Source organism: Cryobacterium sp. N21 (assembly GCF_002929575.1).
In the GTDB taxonomy this organism is placed as follows: domain Bacteria; phylum Actinomycetota; class Actinomycetes; order Actinomycetales; family Microbacteriaceae; genus Cryobacterium; species Cryobacterium flavum.
Genome location: NZ_PJJQ01000034.1, coordinates 320,224 through 337,494, shown reverse-complemented (window position 1 = coordinate 337,494; position 17,271 = coordinate 320,224). Strand labels below are relative to the sequence as shown.

Here is a 17,271-nt window from a genome sequence, read left to right as displayed (position 1 = left end):
AACCTGAACGTTCGATATGTACACACTGAGAGCATTCAATGATCAAGCCGAGACGTTGCCGAGGCGATAGTTTGGAAACCATGCAGCACTCTTCACGGGTCGAACCAGCCCTGACCATTTCCGGCGCCTGGCAACGCACAGCCAGAGGTGCCGGACTTCTCGCCGCGGACGGCAGCGTTGCGGCGAGCATCTTCGCCGAGATGAGCGCTCTCGCCGCGCGCACCGGTGCGATCAACCTCGGACAGGGCTTTCCTGATGAAGACGGGCCGGCCGTGGTGCTCGAGGCGGCCCGCCAAGCGATCAGCGACGGAGTGAACCAGTACCCGCCGGGCCGAGGCCAGCCGATTCTGCTCGAGGCGATCGCCCGGCACCAGCAGCGGTTCTACGGACTGACTCTCGACGCGGGAAGCGAAATCCTGGCGACTGCGGGAGCGACCGAGGCTCTCGCCGCGACGATTCTGGCACTGATCGAGCCCGGAGACGAGGTCGTCACCTTTGAGCCCTTTTACGACGCGTATGGCGGTCTGATCGGCTTGGGCGGAGGCATCCATCGCACCGTGCCGCTGCGTGCCCCCGATTTTCAGCCGGACCTGGACGCGCTGCGGGACGCGGTCACCGACCGCACCCGGCTGATCATCGTGAACGATCCGCACAATCCCACCGGAGCGGTCTTTCCCCGCGAAACGCTCGAGCTGATCGTGGAGCTCGCCCACCAGCACAACGCACTCGTCGTCACCGATGAGGTCTACGAACACCTGACCTTTGGCGCGCCGCACATCCCGATCGCGACCCTGCCGGGAGCGTGGGAACGCACGGTCACCATCTCCTCGGGCGGCAAGACGTTCAGCCTCACCGGCTGGAAGGTGGGCTGGCTGAGTGCGCCGGCCGCCATCGTCACGGCGATTCTCGCGGTCAAGCAGTTTCTCACCTACGTGAACGCGGCGCCGTTCCAGCCGGCGATCGCCGTGGGGCTCGGCCTGCCCGATGCGTACTTCGATGGAATCGCCGCCGATATGAAGGCCAAACGTGATGTGCTGGCGCCCGGTTTGCGGGCGGCCGGTTTTGAAATCAGTGTGCCGCAGGGCTCGTATTTCATCGTGGCGGATGCGACACCGCTCGGCTTCACCGATGGCACCGAGCTGTGCCGAAAGCTGCCCGGGCTGGCCGGGGTGGTCGCGGTGCCGATAGCCGCGTTCTGCTCCCCCGGCAACCGGGCCGAGTACGCGCCCCTGGTGCGTTTCGCTTACTGCAAGAAGGAGCCCCTGCTCGAGCAGGCCTCGGCCCAGCTGGCGGCCCTCTCCCGTTCATAACTCCTGCAATTTCTGCGACACCGGGTTCTGAACGCCGCAATGACACGGAACTTTCGCTGACGGCATAGGAATTGCAGGAGTTATGCACCCCAGCGCATGAGTGGGGGTGACGCGGGGTTACGACGCTAGAGCGGGGTAGTCGGTGTAGCCCTCGGCACCGTCGGCGTAGTAGGTGAGCGGGTTGGGGTCGTTCACGGGAAGGTCGTTCTGCCAGCGATGCACCAGGTCGGGGTTCGCGATGGCGGCGCGCCCCACGACCACAGCGTCGGCCACGTCGTCCCGCACCAGGGCCAGGGCTTCGTCGCGCGCGGTGATGGCGCCGAATCCGCTGTTGACCAGGAACACGCCGCCGAAGCGGATGCGCAGGTTCTGCACGAATTCTCCGCGCGGGTCGGCGTGCAGCACGCTGAGGTAGGCCAGGCCGAGCGGAGCCAGACCGTCGACGAGGGCACCATAGGTGGCCGCGAGGTCGGTGGCATCCGTTTCGAGCGCGTCCTGAATGTTGTGTTCCGGTGAGATGCGGAGGCCCACCTTGTCGGCGCCGATCGCCGCGGCGACGGCGGTCACGACATCGATGACGAACCTGGCGCGTCGTTCGGGTGAACCGCCCCAGGAGTCGTCGCGCACGTTGGAGGCCGGTGACAAGAACTCGTGCAGCAGGTAGCCGTTGGCGCCGTGCAGTTCAACGCCGTCGAATCCGGCCGCGATGGCGTTCTGCGAGGCGAGCACGAACTCGGCGATGATGCCGGGCAGTTCCTCGGTCGTCAGCGCGTGCGGCACCGGGTAAGCCTGCTTGCCGTCGTAGGTGCGGGTGGTGCCATTGATGGCGATGGCGCTCGGCGCGACGACGGGGAAGCCGCCGTTCGTGGCCTCGTGAGTGACCCGGCCGGCGTGCATGACCTGGGCGACGATGCGACCGCCGGCGGCGTGCACCGAGTCGGTGACGGCTTTCCAGCCGGCCAACTGTTCCGGCTCGACCAGCCCGGGCTGGCCGGGGAAGCCCTGGCCGGCGTGGCTCGGGTAGGTGCCCTCACTCACGATCAGGCCGAGCGAGGCGCGCTGCGTGTAGTGCAGGGCAACCAGGTCTCCGGGCACACCGGACTGGCCGGAGCGGATGCGGGTCAGCGGCGCCATGACGAGACGGTTGGGGAGTTCGAGGTCGCCCAGGTTCAGCGGAGAAAAGAGATTCACGGGCACTTCTTTCACAATCAGCCGGCAATCAGACCGGACACGTTCGTTGGGGGCACTAGGTGGATCCTGGGTGCCCGTAGGCAGCAACGGGCCACAGGCGCGCGATATTCCTGCCTGTCAATTGGCTGGACGGCCGCGTGCAGTTGGATGGCCAGGCGGGCAATCCGGTTGGTCTGCGGCACCGAACTACCACCATGAGCATCTTGATGTCCCGACCAGCGATCCGAAACCACGCCGTGTCACCGCTCTGCGCTCTGGACTCACCGAAGCCCGGTCCGCGCCCCGGCCCCCACGTTCCCGCCCGGCCAAAACCGGCACCACCGGCCACCGCGCTGGGCTACAGCCCGTTCCCGCTCGACTCGGATGCCCGCCACTTCGGCCTCACCACGAGTTCCATGCGGCTTAGGGGCGGAACGGTCACGGTACGGCACGGACGCCGCAGCGCGAGTACGACCGCGACCATCCTGCTGCACGGCGCCGCCGGGTCATGGACCACCTGGACACCCCTGCTTCAGGCCGCCGATGCGACCGCCCGCGACCTGACCGATCTCATCATCCCCGACCTGCCGGGGTGGGGTGACTCGCCACTTCCGGCCGACCGTTCGACGCTCGGCCTCGAGTCGATGGCCGAGCTGGTCGCCGACCTGGCGCGCTCCCTCGGCTACGAACGCTGGAACGTTGTGGGTCACTCCATGGGCGGGTTCATCGCACTGGCGCTGGCGGCGAGCGAAACGCGCGCCACGGCATCCGTCGGCCTGGTCTCGGCCACCTCGTTTTCGGTCCAGGACAGCGTTCGGCACCCAGTTCGCCGGTTCTTTGCGCTGCCTGCTTTCTCAGCGCTGTTCCAGACCATGCGGATGCTGCAACTCGCTGGCCCGCTCGGCCGCGACCTGGTACGGGCGGTCACGCGCTTCGGCCTGCTGCGCTTCCTGGTGGCTCCACTGTTTCGGTACGGCCAAGCCGTCGATGCAAGCGTGGTCGCCGCCCTCGGCGCCGAGATGCGGCCGGCCGGTTTCGTGCTGGCGGCGACCCGTGCCGGCGCCTACGACGCCTCCGCAAGCTGGGCGCAGATCAGCTGCCCGGTGCGCTCCGTGCACGGCGACCGAGACGTGTTCGTCACGGCCCAGGACGACCGAAAGCTCCGTTCGGTCGTGCCGCAGTGCGTGATCAGCACGATCGCCAGCGCCGGGCATTTCGGTCAGATCGAGCGCCCGCTCGAGGTGCTGCTGCGGCTCGAATTCGCGGCCCCACTACCGATCGTATTGACTTCGAGTCAGCTGGGCACTTCCTGAAAACCTTGTATTTACCCCCCAAACGGAGGACAGTCATCAGCAGTGCCCGGTTCAATTCCAAAGTGCATTCTTCGCTTTCATTCGTTCCGGCTCCCGGCTCTCAGTGAGCGCAACCGATCGCAGCGAAATGGAAGTGGCAATCATGGGTTCTCTCACGTACGACCGTGTCGTCGTGGAATTCGAAGATCGCATGCTGGCACACCTGCAGCTCGTAATCATTCAAAAGCTTCGCCGCGGCGAAAGTTTTCTGTTGTCCTGGCGTGATGCCGCCGTCGTCGGCGACGGCCGCAGCTCTGCCTGGCTGCACCCGGCGATTCCGCTCTATTTCAAGTTTGCCGGCGGCCACGCACCGAGCATCAACCCGAACTGGGTCGCCCAGCTGACCCGCTCGGCCAACAGCTCGCAGGGGCTCGTGGTAACCGCGGAAGAAAGCGCCGCCGTTGACGCCAATGCGACCCCGAAGCTAGAACCGGCCATCGGCATTCGAGCGGCCGCGCAGACCCGCGCGACCAAGGCCAGCGTCACCGAACGCTGATTCTCATAGGTGCCGCTTCGCGCGGCACGACGGTGAAGCGTCGGAGTGCGAGGGCCGGATTGATAGCGCGCACGGCGGTGACTCTGGCCGGTGTGAGGTACGCGACGGCGACATCCGCTGCCTCGCCGAGGCTGACCAGCGCAACGCCCATCGGGTCAATGATGAGGCTGGTACCAACGCCGATCGGCGGGGTCTGATCGGCGGCCGCCACAAAAACGGTGTTCTCCAGCGCCCGGGCCGTCAGCAGGGTACGCCAGTGGTGTTCTTTGAGCGGGCCACGCACCCACTCCGACGGCACGAGCACGAGGGTGACTCCCGCGTCGACGAGTCGACGCGTGACCTCGGGAAAGCGGATGTCGTAGCAGGTCTGCAGCCCCACCCGCAGGCCGCCGACATCGAAGGTCTCGGGGTCGGTCACGGTGCCGGGCAGCACCCACTCCGATTCACGGTCGCCGAACGCGTCGTACAGGTGCAGCTTGCGGTAGGTCGCCACGAGGTGCCCGGTGTCATCGAGAGTGACGAGCGTGTTCGAGAACCTGGCCGGGTCCACGGTCGTTTCGAGCATGCCGGCCACGATGTGGATGCCGAGTTCGGCGGCGAGCGCGGCCAGCGCGGTCACGAATTCTCCGTCGAGCGGTTCGGCGGCCGCCACAAACGACGGTCCGAGTTTCGGTTCGAAGAATGCCGAGTACTCGGGAAAAACGACGAGCTGGGCGCCACGACCGGCGGCCGTTTCGGCCAGCTGCCGCATGGTGCCGAGGTTAAGCGCCCGATCTGGCCCAGGGGCGAACTGGGCAACGGCCACGCCGACCGCATCGGAATCGATCGTTGCGGATTCATGCGTTGCGGCGCCTGGAGTCATGGCGAAAGCCTAGCTGGCCGCTCGATCAGCATGCCGATACCGATGCCAACCGGCGAAAGGTTTGATCTTCGCAGTCAACTGAGGGGTTATCGAAGGCTCCCGTTAACATTTGCTGGGTAGGTTCATAGGGTGACTTCCGTTATCGCTCCGCATCTCGTGGCCCCTCCGGTGCCCGGACGACGCCTGTGGCGACGGCTTTCACCCGCCTGGTCAGCGGGTCTCGTGGGCCTCGTGGCCTTTTTGGTATCGTTCGCCTGGTCCTGGCAGCCGTCGTATTGGGGCGATGAGGCGGCCAGCGTCATGTCGGCCGAACGATCGCTCCCCTCGCTGTTCGGCATGCTCGAGAACGTCGATGCCGTGCACGGCCTCTACTATCTGTTTCTGCACGGCTGGATCGACCTGTTCGGTGCGTCCGAGCTCGCCACCCGGCTGCCGAGCGCGATCGCGATCGGCGTCGCGGCTGCGGGAACGGTGGTTCTGGCGCGATTCTTCATGGGGTCTCGGGTTGCCATCGCCGGCGGACTGGTCTTCGCGATAATTCCGCGGGTGACCTATATGGGCTCCGAGGCGCGATCCACCGCCATCGCCACGGCCATCGGGGTCTGGCTGACCGTGCTTCTCGTGCACGCTGTCCGAAGCAGCGCCGGGAGTCGGCGCCGGCAGATCCTGCTCTGGGGTTCCTATTCCGTGCTGCTCGCGCTCGGCATCTACGTCTTCCTGTTCCTGGCGCTGCTGCTGCCGGTACACGCGGTGGCGGTCCTCGTTCTTGGCGGCCGGCATCCGCTGTGGCGCAGCGTTTTCTTCTGGGTCGGCGCCAGCGCGATCGGGCTGCTGCTGGCCGCCCCGATAGTGCTGGCGGGCTCAGCGCAGCGGGAACAAATCGCGTTCATCGGCCGACGACCCCAGGTCAGCGTGAGCGAAGCGGCCGTCATGCAGTGGTTCGACACCATTCCGGTGGCGATCATGGCCTGGTCGCTCATTCTCGTGGCTGTGATCGCGGTATTCCTGCGCCGCCCCGGCAGGCCTCTTTCGGCCGGCCTGCCGCGCCGCACGGGACTGACGATTTTTCTGGCCTGGATGCTGGTGCCGAGCGCGATTCTGCTCATCGGCACCCACCTGATCGCGCCGATGTATTCGTTGCGCTACCTCTCGCTCTGCGCCCCGGCGGTGGGCATTGTGATCGCCGTGGGCGTGGCGGCACTGGCCAGCAATTGGTTGCGCGTCGCGAGTGTCCTGGCCCTCGTGGCCGTGATCGTGCCCGCCTATGCGGTGCAACGCGGTGACTACGGCAAGAATGAGGGCAGTGACTGGCGCCAGGCAGCCGACATCATCGCCGCCCGGGCAACGCCGGACGACGGCGTGGTCTTCGACCAGAGCGTGCGCCCGTCACGCCTGCCCCGGCTAGCTATGCATCTCTACCCCAACGCTTTCGCCGGACTGCGCGACGTGACCCTGACCCGCCCGTACGCTGACACGACCTGGCTGTGGGACGAGGTCGCACCTCTGACCGACGTGCTGCCGAGCGTAGTGAACCTCAACACGGTGTGGCTGCTGCAATACTCGGGGAGTGCAGATTCGCGGAAAGAAACGGATGTCCACACGCTTCAACTCCAGGGTTTCCGCGTCGCCGACACGACACTGGTCAACCGCACCCGCATCATCGAAATGACGAGGTAACGTCGTGCCCACCACCACCAACACGCTGGTACTCGTACCGACCTATAACGAGGCCGAAAACATCGCCTCGATCGTGGATCGACTGCGCTCCAGCGTGCCCGAGGTGCACATTTTGGTCGTCGACGACGCTTCGCCCGACGGCACCGGCACCCTCGCCGACGCGATCGCGGCTCGGGATTCCAGCGTTCACGTGCTGCACCGCACCGAGAAGACCGGCCTCGGCGCGGCGTACCTCGACGGCTTCGGCTGGGGCCTCGGCCGCGGCTATACCCGGTTGGTGCAGCTCGACGCAGACGGCTCCCACCTGCCGGAGCAACTCGCCACGCTGCTCGATGCCGCCGTCACGGCTGACGTCGTGATGGGCTCACGCTGGGTTCCCGGCGGGGCCATCGAGAATTGGCCCTGGCACCGGCGCGCACTCTCCCGCGGCGGCTCCTGGTATTCCCGTCTGCTGCTGCGGCTGCCGCAGCGCGACGCCACCGGCGGTTACCGGGTTTACTCGGCCAGGGCACTCGAGCGTATGGACCTCTCGAGCGTCGACAGCCTCGGCTACTGCTTTCAGATTGAGATGCTGCTGCACGCGGTGCGCGCCAACCTGCGCGTCGTCGAGGTGCCGATCACCTTCGTCGAGCGGGTACGCGGATCGTCGAAGATGAGTCCACGCATCGCCATCGAGGCGATGGCTCGGGTCACTCTGTGGGGCGTGACCGGAATGGGCATCAGCCGGTCCGGCGCGCGGGAGGCCGCCGCGGCCGCACGCGGAGCCTGAATCGGAAACATTTCGGGTGTTTGAGTCAATTTGACTATATGATGAATCCAGCAGTTAAAGTCACACTGACCTTTACGACTGGATCCCCGTGCTGGAGCACCACCTGACCGAGAAGAGTCTGCTGGAACGCGGCAGCGCGCAGGCGACCCTGGCGGTTTCGACCGTGATCTTCGCCCTGCGCCCCGACGACGAGTCGGGCCTGAAGACACTCTGGCTCCCGCTCGTGCGCCGCACCCGCGACCCGCACCGAGATCTCTGGGCGCTGCCCGGCGGATGGCTGCCGGCCGACGAAGAGCTCGCAGCCGCTGCCGGTCGCACCCTGCGCGAAACCACGGACCTGTCGCCGCGCTACCTGGAGCAGTTGTACACGTTCGGCGATATCGACCGCTCCCCCGGCCTTCGCGTGGTCTCCGTCGTGTACTGGGCGCTGGTGCGTTCGGAGGTCGCGGAGCGAGCATCCGTTGGTGAAAACGTTCGTTGGTTTGCCGCGGACCAGCTGCCGCCGCTGGCGTTCGACCACAACCGCATCGTGGAATACGCCCTCTGGCGGCTGCGCACGAAGGTCGAATACGCCCGCATCGCGCACGCCTTTCTCGGCGACACTTTCACCCTCGCCCAGCTGCGCGACGTGCACGAGGCCGTGCTTCAGAAGGCGCTCGACCCGGCCAACTTTCGTCGCTCGATGGAGTCGAGCGGCACCCTGATCAGCACCGATCAGCACGTGGCGGGTGCCCGCCACCGGCCCGCACGGCTTTACCGGTACGACGATCGGGCCAACGAGCACGACCCGCCGGGACCAACCCGCTAACTCCCCCCACCCCTCTTCATTCTCAAGGAGCACGACCATGACTATTCCTTCGGTCGAGACCACCATTCGTCTCATCGGCACCGGCAAAGCCGCCGGCAGCACGTGCAGTCCCGATCTGGCGACTGCGCCGTGGGAATTCGACGCCGGCACCCCCGGTTACGGCCCCGGCTCCTCGATGGGCGACGTGATTCCGGCCGGATCCCCCCGTCAGGGCGCCCTGCCGGAGCGCTACCGCACCGCCTCACCCGAGGAACTCAGCGCCCGCATCGTCGAGGCCAAGAACGTGCTCGGCGACTCGGTCGTGATTCTCGGCCATTTCTACCAGCGCGATGAGGTGCTGCGGCACGCCGATTTTGTGGGCGACAGCTTTCAGCTCGCCCAGGCCACGCAGAGCCGCCCCGACGCGGCCGCGATCGTATTCTGCGGCGTGCACTTCATGGCTGAAACCGCCGACCTGCTCTCCGGGCCCGATCAGGCCGTGATTCTGCCGAACCTGGCTGCCGGCTGCTCCATGGCAGACATGGCCGACATCGACTCGGTCACCGAGTGCTGGGAACAGCTCGAAGAGCTGTACGGCACCGGGGCGGATGCCTCCGGCCGGGTTCCGGTGATTCCGGTCACCTACATGAATTCCTCCGCCGCGCTCAAGGGCTTCTGCGGCGAGCACGGCGGCATCGTCTGCACCTCGTCGAACGCCAAGACCGTGCTGGAGTGGGCGTTCGAGAGCGGCCAGCGCGTTTTGTTCTTCCCCGACCAGCACCTCGGTCGCAACACCGCCAAGGCCATGGGCGTGCCCCTGGAGCAGATGCCGATGTGGAACCCGACCAAACCGCTCGGCGGCAACACGGCTGCCGAACTCGACGAAGCCCGGGTCGTGCTCTGGCACGGTTTCTGCAGCGTGCACCGCCGCTTCACCGTGCCGCAGATCGACGCCGCCCGCGCCGATCACCCCGGCGTGCGGGTCTTGGTGCACCCGGAATGCCCGATGGCGGTCGTCGACGCTGCCGACTCGGCCGGTTCCACCGACTTCATCGCGAAAGCCATCGCCGCGGCCCCCGCCGGCACGACCTTCGCGATCGGCACCGAGATCAACCTCGTGAACCGGCTGGCTGCCCAGCACCCCGAGCACGAGATTTTCTGCCTCGACCCGGTGATCTGCCCCTGCTCCACCATGTACCGCATCCACGCCGGCTACCTGGCCTGGGTGCTCGAAGCGCTCGTCGGCGGCGGCGAGGCACCGGGCGAAGTTCTCAACCAGATCACGGTGGCCTCCGATGTCGCCGGTAACGCCCGGGTGGCCCTCGAGCGGATGCTGGCGGCCCGGCCGCCGGTTCTGGTCGGCGCCTGATGTCATCCGTTCTCGTCATCGGGAGCGGCCTCGGCGGCCTGCTGGCCGCTGTGCGCGCAGCGGATGCCGGGCACCGCGTGGTGCTCGTCACCAAGTCGGTGCTGCCGGAGAGTAATACCCGGTACGCGCAGGGCGGCATCGCCGCTGCCCTGTTTCGTGACGACTCGGTGGACGCCCACGCGCTCGACACGCTGCGCGCCGGCGCCGGACTGTGCGACCCGGCTGCGGTGCGAGTGCTCTGCGAAGAGGGACCGGCGCGGGTGCGCGACCTCATTCGGTTCGGCGTGGACTTCGACCGCGACGAATCCGGGGTGGCTCGCGGACTGGAAGCTGCACACTCGCGCTCCCGGGTCGTGCACGCCGGCGGTGACGCCACCGGCGCCGCGGTCGAAGCGGCGCTCGTCGCGACCGTTCGGCGCCGGGCCGCGATCGAGGTATGGGAACACACCATGCTGGTCGACCTGCTGGTCGACGACGCCGGCGCAGCGAGCGGCGCCCGGGTACTCGGCCCCGACGGCGTGCAGCGCTCGCTCGAAGCCGACGCCGTGATTCTCGCCACCGGCGGTGCCGGCGCCCTCTATACGCACACCACCAACCCCGCGGTCGCCACCGGGGACGGCGTGGCGGCGGCGTGGCGGGCCGGGGCATCCGTTACCGATCTGGAGTTCTACCAGTTTCACCCCACCGCCCTCGCGGTGCCCGGCACGCCGCTCGTCTCGGAGGCGGTGCGCGGTGAAGGCGCCGTGCTCAGAAATCAGCTCGGCGAGCGCTTCATGCTGGCCGAGCACCCCGACGCCGAACTCGCCCCACGCGACGTCGTCGCCCGGGCCATCGCCCGCCAGATGGAACGGCAGGGCGGCGCCCCGGTGTTGTTCGACGCGACCGCGCTCGGCCGCGAGCTGCTCGAAAACCGGTTCCCCACTATCACTGCCGCCTGCCGTGCCGCGGGCCTGGACTGGGCGGTCGAAGCCATTCCGGTGGCCCCGGCCGCGCACTACTGGATGGGCGGCGTCGAAACGGATACCTGGGCTCGCACCACCCGGCCCGGCCTGTTCGCCGTCGGCGAGGTTGCCCGCACCGGGGCGCACGGTGCCAACCGGCTCGCCTCCAACTCGCTGCTCGAGGCCGCCGTCTTCGCCGACCGCGCGGTGCGCGCGCTGGACCAGTCCTGGCCCACCGGCTCGGAAGGTCACGCCCACTCGCCGGTCTCTGCCTTCTCACACCATTTCGACAAGGCGATCCGCTCTGCGGATCTCTCCCACCCGTCGGTCGAGCCCGTCGAGACCGCCATAGGATCACCGTCAGCCGATCGAGCAACGCTGGTCGACCGCACAACACTCCAGCAACTCCTCTGGCACTCCGCCGGGGTCCACCGCTCCGGCGCCGGCCTGGCCGCAGCCGCCGCCAACCTCGCCGAGTGGACAGCCCCCGACCCCGCCAGCACCGCGGTCGCCGCCCTCGAAGACCGCAACCTGCTCGACCTTGGCCGCCTGCTCGTGACCGCCGCCCTCGCCCGCGAGGAGTCGCGCGGCGCGCACTACCGCTCCGACTTCGCCGAGACCCGGCCCGAATTGGCCCGCTCAGTCTCGCAAGCACGCAGCTCCCAGTCACGCCCGCAATCACTCGAACTCGTTCCGGCCCAGGAGGCCATCGCATGCTAAGCAATCACTCCATCAACGTTGTCGTGCAAGCCGCCCTCGACGAAGACGCCCCCTGGGGCGACCTCACCTCGGCCGTGCTCATCCCCGAGGATGCCGTCGCGACGGCCAGGCTCGAAGCCCGCGAACCCGGCGTGTACAGCGGCAGTGCCGTGTTCACCGCCGCCTTCGCCCTCACCGACCCCCGCATCGAGGTACGCCAGTTCGTCGCCGACGGTGACCACTTCGTCGCCGGCGCCACGCTGGCCGAGGTGACCGGCCCGGCCCGCGGCATCCTGCAGGCTGAACGTATCGGGCTCAACTTCGTGCAGCGGATGAGCGGAATCGCCACCCTGACCGCCCGGTACGTCGCCGAGACGGCCGGCACCAAGGCCCGCATCGTCGACACCCGCAAGACCACGCCGGGCCTCCGCGCCCTGGAACGCGCGGCCGTGCGCGACGGCGGCGGCCACAACCACCGGTTCAGCCTGTCCGACACGGTGATGGCCAAGGACAACCACCTCGCCATCCTCGCCGCCGGGCCGCTCGGCCTCACCGAGGCACTGCGTGCCGTTCGCGCTCGTCTCTCGCACACCACCCACTTCGAGGTAGAGGTCGACCGGCTGGACCAGATCGAAGGCGTGCTCGCTGCGGGCATCGACACGATCATGCTCGACAATTTCAGCCCGGAAGACCTGCGTACGGGCGTGCAGCAGGTCGCCGGTCGCGCCATCGTCGAAGCCAGCGGCGGAGTATCGCTCGAGACCGTACGCGACATTGCGGCATCCGGTGTCGATGTCATCTCGGTCGGAGCACTCACGCACAGCGTGCACTCGCTCGACCTCGGCCTCGACGTGGCCATTCGGGTGAACACGCCGGCTGGGTTTGCTCTCTGACCCATGATTTACCTGGATAACGCCGCGACGACCCCGGTGCGCCGCGAGGCCCTCGAGGCCATGTGGCCGCACCTCACAAGCGGCTTCGGCAATCCATCGAGCCACCACCAGGTCGGTGAGGCCGCCGCTGCCGCCCTGCTGGAGGCGCGCCGCAGCGTCGCCGCCTCGCTCGGCTGCCGGCCCGGCGAGGTCACGTTCACCAGCGGCGGCACCGAAAGCGACAATCTCGCGATCAAGGGCGTTGCCCTCGGCGCCCCGCGCGGCCGCCACATCGTGACCACTCCGATCGAGCACGAGGCTGTGCTCGACTCCTGCGACTACCTGCGGCGGCTGCACGGTTTCGAGATCACCCTGCTACCAGTGGATGCCGCCGGCCGCGTCGACCCCGCCGACCTGGCCCGCGCGCTCCGTTCCGACACGACCCTGGTCTCGGTGCACTACGCCAATAATGAGGTCGGTACCGTGCAGCCCGTGGCCGAACTGGCCGCTGTCGCGCAGGGTGTGCCGTTCCACACCGACGCGGTGCAGGCCGGCGGTTGGCTCGACCTGAACGTGACCACACTCGGCGTGGACGCGCTGAGCCTCTCCGGCCACAAGCTCGGCGCTCCCCCCGGCATCGGCGCGGTTTTTCTGCGCGGACGCCTTCCGATCGAACCGCTGCTGCACGGCGGCGGCCAGGAGCGCGGCAAACGCAGCGGCACCGAGAACGTCGCCGGAGCGGTCGCCCTCGCCGTCGCCCTGCGCCTGGCCGGTGAGGAGCGCGTACTCGCCGCCGCCCGCACCAGCACTCTTCGCGACGAGTTCATCAGCACCGTGCTGCGCGACACGCCCTCGGCCCGGCTCACCGGCCACGCCACTGAACGGCTGCCGGGCACCGCGTCGTTCGTATTCCCGGGCACGAGCGGCGAGGCGGTGCTGCTCGAGCTTGAGCAGCACGGCATTGTCTGTTCGAGTGGGTCCGCCTGCGCGGCCGGCAGCAGCGAGCCCTCGCACGTTCTCACGGCCATGGGCCTCACGGCCGAGGTCGCTCACACTGCGGTGCGGTTCGCGCTGGGTGTTGGCACGAGCGCGGCGGACGCGGTCGAGGCGGCGGCATCCGTTCGTGCAGCGGTCGCTGCGGTCGCCAGCCTCGGTGCCTGACCCGCCTCCTGACAGCGTCGCTATGACCTGATAATGTCATGACAACTAGCCAAAGCTCTTGGCTTGTCAGTGAGGTGTCAGGTGAGCGCGCAGGAAGAAAACGTCCTCCCTATGGGAATGTTCATGGATCTGGAGCGATCCGGGCCGATTCCCCTGTACTTTCAGGTTTCGCAGCGCATCGAAAAGGCCATCCTGAGCGGTGAACTGCCCGCCGGGTCACGGCTCGAGAACGAGGTCGCGCTCGGCCAGCGACTGGGCCTCAGCCGGCCCACCGTGCGCCGCGCCATCCAGGAAATCGTCGACAAGGGTCTGCTGGTACGTCGCCGCGGCATCGGCACCCAGGTCGTGCACGGCCAGGTCACCCGCAGAGTCGAGCTGACCAGCCTCTACGACGACCTCACCAACACGCACAAGGTGCCGTCCACCCACCTGCTCACGCTCGAATCCCAGCCAGCGGATGCGAAAACCGCCGAGCGTCTCGGCGTCGACGAGGGCAGCCCCACGTTGCACCTGCGCCGCGTGCGCCTGGCCGACGACGTGCCCGTCGCCGTAATGGAAAACTGGCTCCCAGCGGAATTCATCGGTATCGAGCCCACTGATCTCGTCGCCCACGGCCTCTACCAGGTGCTGCGTTCACGCGGCGTGACGATGCGGGTGGCCCGCCAGCACATCGGCGCCCGCAAGTCCACCGCCGAAGAGTCAGCGCTACTGGAGATCGAGAAGAGCTCAGCCCTGCTCACGATGGACCGCACGGCCTTCGATAATTCGGGCCGCGCCGTTGAGTTCGGGCAGCACTGCTACCGCCCCGACCTCTACTCCTTCGAAGTGACCCTGGTCGAAAAATAGCCAGCGTTTCGGAAACCGTGCAACGAAGACTGGCCGCCTGACCCCCCAAGGTCAGACGGCCAGAATTCTTTGTGCAGCCAGCGTGGTTCAGGCGCGGGCGAGCTCGTGGGCGAGGGCGTCGAGTTCCGCTCCGCCAGCCATGAGCTTCGTCATCTCCTCGATGGTAATCTCGCTCTTCTTGAAGTCCCCCAGGCTGGTTCCGCGTTTGAGCAGCAGGAACCGGTCACCGACGGGATAGGCGTGGTGCGGGTTATGCGTGATGAATACCACGCCAAGGCCGCGGTCGCGCGCCTGGGCGATGTATTTCAGCACAACGCCGGCCTGCTTGACGCCCAGAGCCGAGGTCGGCTCGTCGAGGATAACGACCTTCGCGCCGAAGTACACGGCTCGGGCGATGGCCACCGACTGGCGCTCACCACCCGACAGGGTGCCGATGGGCTGGTCGACGTCGCGCAGGTCGATGCCCATCTTGGCCAGCTCTTCCTTGGTGATCCGGCGCATCCCCTTGACGTCCAGCTGGCTGAACGGACCAAAACCTCGGGTCAGCTCGGAGCCCAAAAAGAAGTTGCGCCAGACCGGCATGAGCGGAACTACGGCCAGGTCCTGATACACCGTCGCGATGCCCAGATCCAGGGCTTCACGCGGGCTGCCGAAGGTGCGCTCGACCCCATAAGCGAGGAGCTTGCCGTGGGTGTGCGCGTGGGCCCCGGACAGAATCTTGATGAACGTGGACTTGCCGGCACCGTTGTCCCCAAGAACGCAGAGGACCTCACCGACACCGACCGAGGCCGACACACCCTGCAGCGCCAGAATGGAACCATAGGTCTTGCCGATGTCCCGAACTTCAAGAATCGGCGGGTCAGCGGATGCCTGTGCGTCTGTCATGAGCGAACTCCTGCCTGGCGGCGTACATAGAGGTTGACGAGTACGGCAAGCAGCAGCATGCCACCGAGGAACGCTTTGAGCCAGTTATTGTCCCACTGCGCGAACACGATGCCCTGCAGGGTCATGCCGTAGATCAGGGCACCCAGAGCGGCACCGATGGCCGATCCGTAGCCGCCGGTCAGCAGGCAACCGCCAACAACAGCGCAGATGATGTAGATGAACTCCTGGCCGATGCCGGTCGTGGCCTGCACCGTTGACACGTCGAACAGCTGGAGCATTCCGACGAGCCAACCAGCGCCAGCCGTGGTCATGAAGAGGCCCATTTTGACCTTCATGACCGGCACGCCCACCTGGCGCGAGCTGGTGATCTGGCCACCGACCGCGAAGATCCAGTTTCCCGAGCGGGTACGAAGCAGAATCCAGGTGGCCAGCGCGGTTAGGGCGATCCACCAGACGATGGAGATTTTCACGTCCATGCCAAGGAGTGCGAACGAGGAACCGAAGAATACCTTGACGGCATCGAAGCCGGGTACGGCGCTCATGCCCTGAATGGAGACCGTACCGGTGATGATCTTGGTGACCGCCAGGTTCACCCCCTGCAGAATGAAGAAGGTGGCGAGGGTGACGATGAAGCTCGGCAGCCCGGTCTTCATGACCACGAAGGCGTTCGCCGCACCGATTGCCAGTGCGATCGCCAAGGCGATCACGAGGGCGAGCCAGATGTTGACGCCCCACTCGGTCGTGACGATTCCGACGATGAGTCCGGTCGTACCGACCATGGCCCCGGCGGAGAGGTCGAACTCCCCGCCGATCATGAGCAGGGCCACGGCGACGGCCATGATGCCGAACAGTGATGCCGAGTAGAGCCAGGTGGCCACGCCGGCAGGAGTCAGAAAGGCCTGGGTCGAGACCGAGAAAAAGATGAAGATGGCGAGGGCGGCCACCGCCGCGCCGACCTCGGGTCGGCGCAGCAGCGTGATGATCAGACCGGCGGGCTTAATCCGTTCGTCGGTAACCGCGGGTGCGGTACGGGTCATCGCGTTCCATTCTTCGCGAACTTCGCGACCTGCTCCGCGTTGTCCTTGGTGACGAAGCCGGGGCCGGAGTAGACCGGCATGCCGCCACCGACGACGTCGCCATTGCGAGCCTGCAGGGTGAGGAAGGTCACCGGCAGGTAGCCCTGGGAGTACGGCTGCTGGTCAACGGCGAACAGAATCTTGCCGTCGAGGATGAGCTGGGTGACGTCGGAGGACACGTCGAAGGTCGCGAGTTTCGCCGAACTGGCCGCTTCTTCGATCGCCTGGCTGGCCGCTACAGCGATACCCGGGTTCAGGGTGAGGACGCCATCGATGGACGGGTCAGCCAGAAGGCTGCTCTTGATCGTGTTCTGGGCGTCGGCGACGTTCGCGACGTCGACCTGAACGTTGGTGACGCTGCCGCCGAGGGTGTCAGCTGCGCCCTTGCAGCGTTCTTCCAGTCCGGTGTTGCCGGCCTCGTGAATGACGCAGATGACGTTACTGACATCGGCAGCGGCGAGCTGCTCGCCCGCACCCTGACCGGCGATGAACTCGCTCTGACCGACGTGGGTCTGGGCACCGAATTCCCGGGACTGTTCCAGGCCGGAGTTGATCGTGATCACCGGGATACCGGCGGCGACGGCCTTTTCGACGGCGTTCTTGACGCCGTCCGGGTTGGCCATCGAGACGATCAGACCGTCGGGGTGAGTCGCAACGGCGGCGTCGATGAGCTGGCTTTGCTTGACCGGGTCACCATCGCCCTGGTAGGTGACAGTGGCGCCGAGGTCTTTTCCGGCCTGCTCCGCGCCACTCTTGACGACGTCCCAGAAGGTGTCTCCCGGGGAGCCGTGGGTTACGACGGCGATCGTGACCGGGTCGCCCGAGGCCGCAGCGTCGGTGGTGGCTGCCGTGTTCGTTGTGGACGTGCAACCGGTGAGGGCGAGCGGCAGGACGACGAGCGCCGCCATCCAGCGAGATTTGAGCTTCATAAGTGGATCCTCCATTGGATACATTGTGACTGAGGCGGTGCCGTGTGTGGTGCGGATTGTGATGTCGGTC

The 17,271-nt window shown here is 67.0% G+C and carries 16 protein-coding genes; 11 read left to right on the top strand and 5 right to left on the bottom strand.

All coding sequences use genetic code 11. The features are described from left to right. Positions 1-110: 110 nt before the first annotated feature. Complete coding sequence (locus CXY77_RS13730) at positions 111-1,310, top strand: aminotransferase class I/II-fold pyridoxal phosphate-dependent enzyme (RefSeq protein ID WP_104089441.1); 1,200 nt, start codon at positions 111-113, stop codon at positions 1,308-1,310. A 117-nt stretch (positions 1,311-1,427) separates the two neighbouring features. On the opposite strand, the gene CXY77_RS13725 is transcribed toward CXY77_RS13730, so the two are convergent. Beyond that, positions 1,428-2,501, bottom strand: coding sequence for an alkene reductase (locus CXY77_RS13725; RefSeq protein ID WP_104130251.1), 1,074 nt, complete (start codon positions 2,499-2,501; stop codon positions 1,428-1,430). A gap of 194 nt (positions 2,502-2,695) precedes the next feature. Between CXY77_RS13725 and CXY77_RS13720 the strand changes: the two genes are divergently transcribed. Continuing rightward, positions 2,696-3,793, top strand: coding sequence for an alpha/beta fold hydrolase (locus tag CXY77_RS13720; protein WP_104130250.1), 1,098 nt, complete (start codon positions 2,696-2,698; stop codon positions 3,791-3,793). Positions 3,794-3,935: 142 nt separating this feature from the next. After that, positions 3,936-4,328 (top strand): ATP-dependent DNA ligase, encoded by a 393-nt coding sequence (locus CXY77_RS13715; RefSeq protein WP_233197407.1) that lies wholly within the window; start codon positions 3,936-3,938, stop codon positions 4,326-4,328. On the opposite strand, the gene CXY77_RS13710 is transcribed toward CXY77_RS13715, so the two are convergent. Further along, entirely contained in the window at positions 4,315-5,190 is an 876-nt protein-coding gene (locus CXY77_RS13710) for a carbon-nitrogen hydrolase family protein (protein ID WP_092341504.1), read from the bottom strand. The genes CXY77_RS13715 and CXY77_RS13710 overlap by 14 nt on opposite strands. 129 nt (positions 5,191-5,319) lie before the next feature. Between CXY77_RS13710 and CXY77_RS13705 the strand changes: the two genes are divergently transcribed. From CXY77_RS13705 to CXY77_RS13670, 8 genes are all read left to right on the top strand, one after another. Next, the gene (locus tag CXY77_RS13705; RefSeq protein ID WP_140425534.1) at positions 5,320-6,867 is read left to right on the top strand and encodes a glycosyltransferase family 39 protein; all 1,548 of its coding nucleotides are present in this window, start codon (positions 5,320-5,322) and stop codon (positions 6,865-6,867) included. Positions 6,868-6,871: 4 nt separating this feature from the next. Further along, on the top strand, positions 6,872-7,636 hold the full coding sequence (locus CXY77_RS13700) for a polyprenol monophosphomannose synthase (protein WP_198412786.1): 765 nt from the start codon (positions 6,872-6,874) through the stop codon (positions 7,634-7,636). A 91-nt stretch (positions 7,637-7,727) separates the two neighbouring features. Then, entirely contained in the window at positions 7,728-8,444 is a 717-nt protein-coding gene (locus tag CXY77_RS13695; RefSeq protein ID WP_369827300.1) for an NUDIX domain-containing protein, read from the top strand. Between the two features lie 37 nt (positions 8,445-8,481). Further along, entirely contained in the window at positions 8,482-9,792 is a 1,311-nt protein-coding gene (gene nadA, locus CXY77_RS13690) for a quinolinate synthase NadA (protein WP_104130248.1), read from the top strand. Beyond that, positions 9,792-11,453: an L-aspartate oxidase gene (gene nadB, locus CXY77_RS13685; protein WP_092341507.1), complete on the top strand. Its 1,662-nt coding sequence runs from the start codon at positions 9,792-9,794 to the stop codon at positions 11,451-11,453. Before nadA ends, nadB begins: the two co-directional genes overlap by 1 nt. Next, positions 11,447-12,325: a carboxylating nicotinate-nucleotide diphosphorylase gene (gene nadC / locus CXY77_RS13680; protein WP_092341508.1), complete on the top strand. Its 879-nt coding sequence runs from the start codon at positions 11,447-11,449 to the stop codon at positions 12,323-12,325. The genes nadB and nadC overlap by 7 nt, the downstream gene beginning before the upstream one ends. Positions 12,326-12,328: 3 nt before the next feature. After that, complete coding sequence (locus CXY77_RS13675) at positions 12,329-13,465, top strand: cysteine desulfurase family protein (protein ID WP_092341509.1); 1,137 nt, start codon at positions 12,329-12,331, stop codon at positions 13,463-13,465. A gap of 123 nt (positions 13,466-13,588) precedes the next feature. After that, positions 13,589-14,311: a GntR family transcriptional regulator gene (locus tag CXY77_RS13670; RefSeq protein WP_369827293.1), complete on the top strand. Its 723-nt coding sequence runs from the start codon at positions 13,589-13,591 to the stop codon at positions 14,309-14,311. Positions 14,312-14,398: 87 nt separating this feature from the next. Here the strand turns inward: CXY77_RS13670 and CXY77_RS13665 are convergent, their stop codons facing one another. The 3 genes from CXY77_RS13665 to CXY77_RS13655 are packed head-to-tail and all read right to left on the bottom strand — an operon-like array spanning position 14,399 to position 17,201. Continuing rightward, complete coding sequence (locus CXY77_RS13665) at positions 14,399-15,196, bottom strand: ATP-binding cassette domain-containing protein (RefSeq protein WP_104130247.1); 798 nt, start codon at positions 15,194-15,196, stop codon at positions 14,399-14,401. Beyond that, positions 15,193-16,233 carry an ABC transporter permease gene (locus CXY77_RS13660; protein WP_092341512.1) on the bottom strand — a complete coding sequence of 347 codons (1,041 nt, stop codon included), beginning with the start codon at positions 16,231-16,233 and terminating at the stop codon, positions 15,193-15,195. Before CXY77_RS13660 ends, CXY77_RS13665 begins: the two co-directional genes overlap by 4 nt. Next, positions 16,230-17,201, bottom strand: a complete 972-nt coding sequence (locus CXY77_RS13655) for a sugar ABC transporter substrate-binding protein (RefSeq protein WP_233197405.1) — start codon at positions 17,199-17,201, stop codon at positions 16,230-16,232. The genes CXY77_RS13660 and CXY77_RS13655 overlap by 4 nt, the downstream gene beginning before the upstream one ends. Positions 17,202-17,271 lie beyond the last annotated feature (70 nt).

Coding starts and splice junctions, on each gene's coding strand:
- CXY77_RS13720 (WP_104130250.1), top strand. CDS start 2,696: ATGAGCATCTTGATGTCCCGACCAGCGATCCGAAACCACGCCGTGTCA.
- CXY77_RS13715 (WP_233197407.1), top strand. CDS start 3,936: ATGGGTTCTCTCACGTACGACCGTGTCGTCGTGGAATTCGAAGATCGC.
- CXY77_RS13710 (WP_092341504.1), bottom strand. CDS start 5,190: ATGACTCCAGGCGCCGCAACGCATGAATCCGCAACGATCGATTCCGAT.
- nadA (WP_104130248.1), top strand. CDS start 8,482: ATGACTATTCCTTCGGTCGAGACCACCATTCGTCTCATCGGCACCGGC.
- nadB (WP_092341507.1), top strand. CDS start 9,792: ATGTCATCCGTTCTCGTCATCGGGAGCGGCCTCGGCGGCCTGCTGGCC.
- nadC (WP_092341508.1), top strand. CDS start 11,447: ATGCTAAGCAATCACTCCATCAACGTTGTCGTGCAAGCCGCCCTCGAC.
- CXY77_RS13675 (WP_092341509.1), top strand. CDS start 12,329: ATGATTTACCTGGATAACGCCGCGACGACCCCGGTGCGCCGCGAGGCC.
- CXY77_RS13670 (WP_369827293.1), top strand. CDS start 13,589: ATGGATCTGGAGCGATCCGGGCCGATTCCCCTGTACTTTCAGGTTTCG.
- CXY77_RS13665 (WP_104130247.1), bottom strand. CDS start 15,196: ATGACAGACGCACAGGCATCCGCTGACCCGCCGATTCTTGAAGTTCGG.
- CXY77_RS13660 (WP_092341512.1), bottom strand. CDS start 16,233: ATGACCCGTACCGCACCCGCGGTTACCGACGAACGGATTAAGCCCGCC.
- CXY77_RS13655 (WP_233197405.1), bottom strand. CDS start 17,201: ATGAAGCTCAAATCTCGCTGGATGGCGGCGCTCGTCGTCCTGCCGCTC.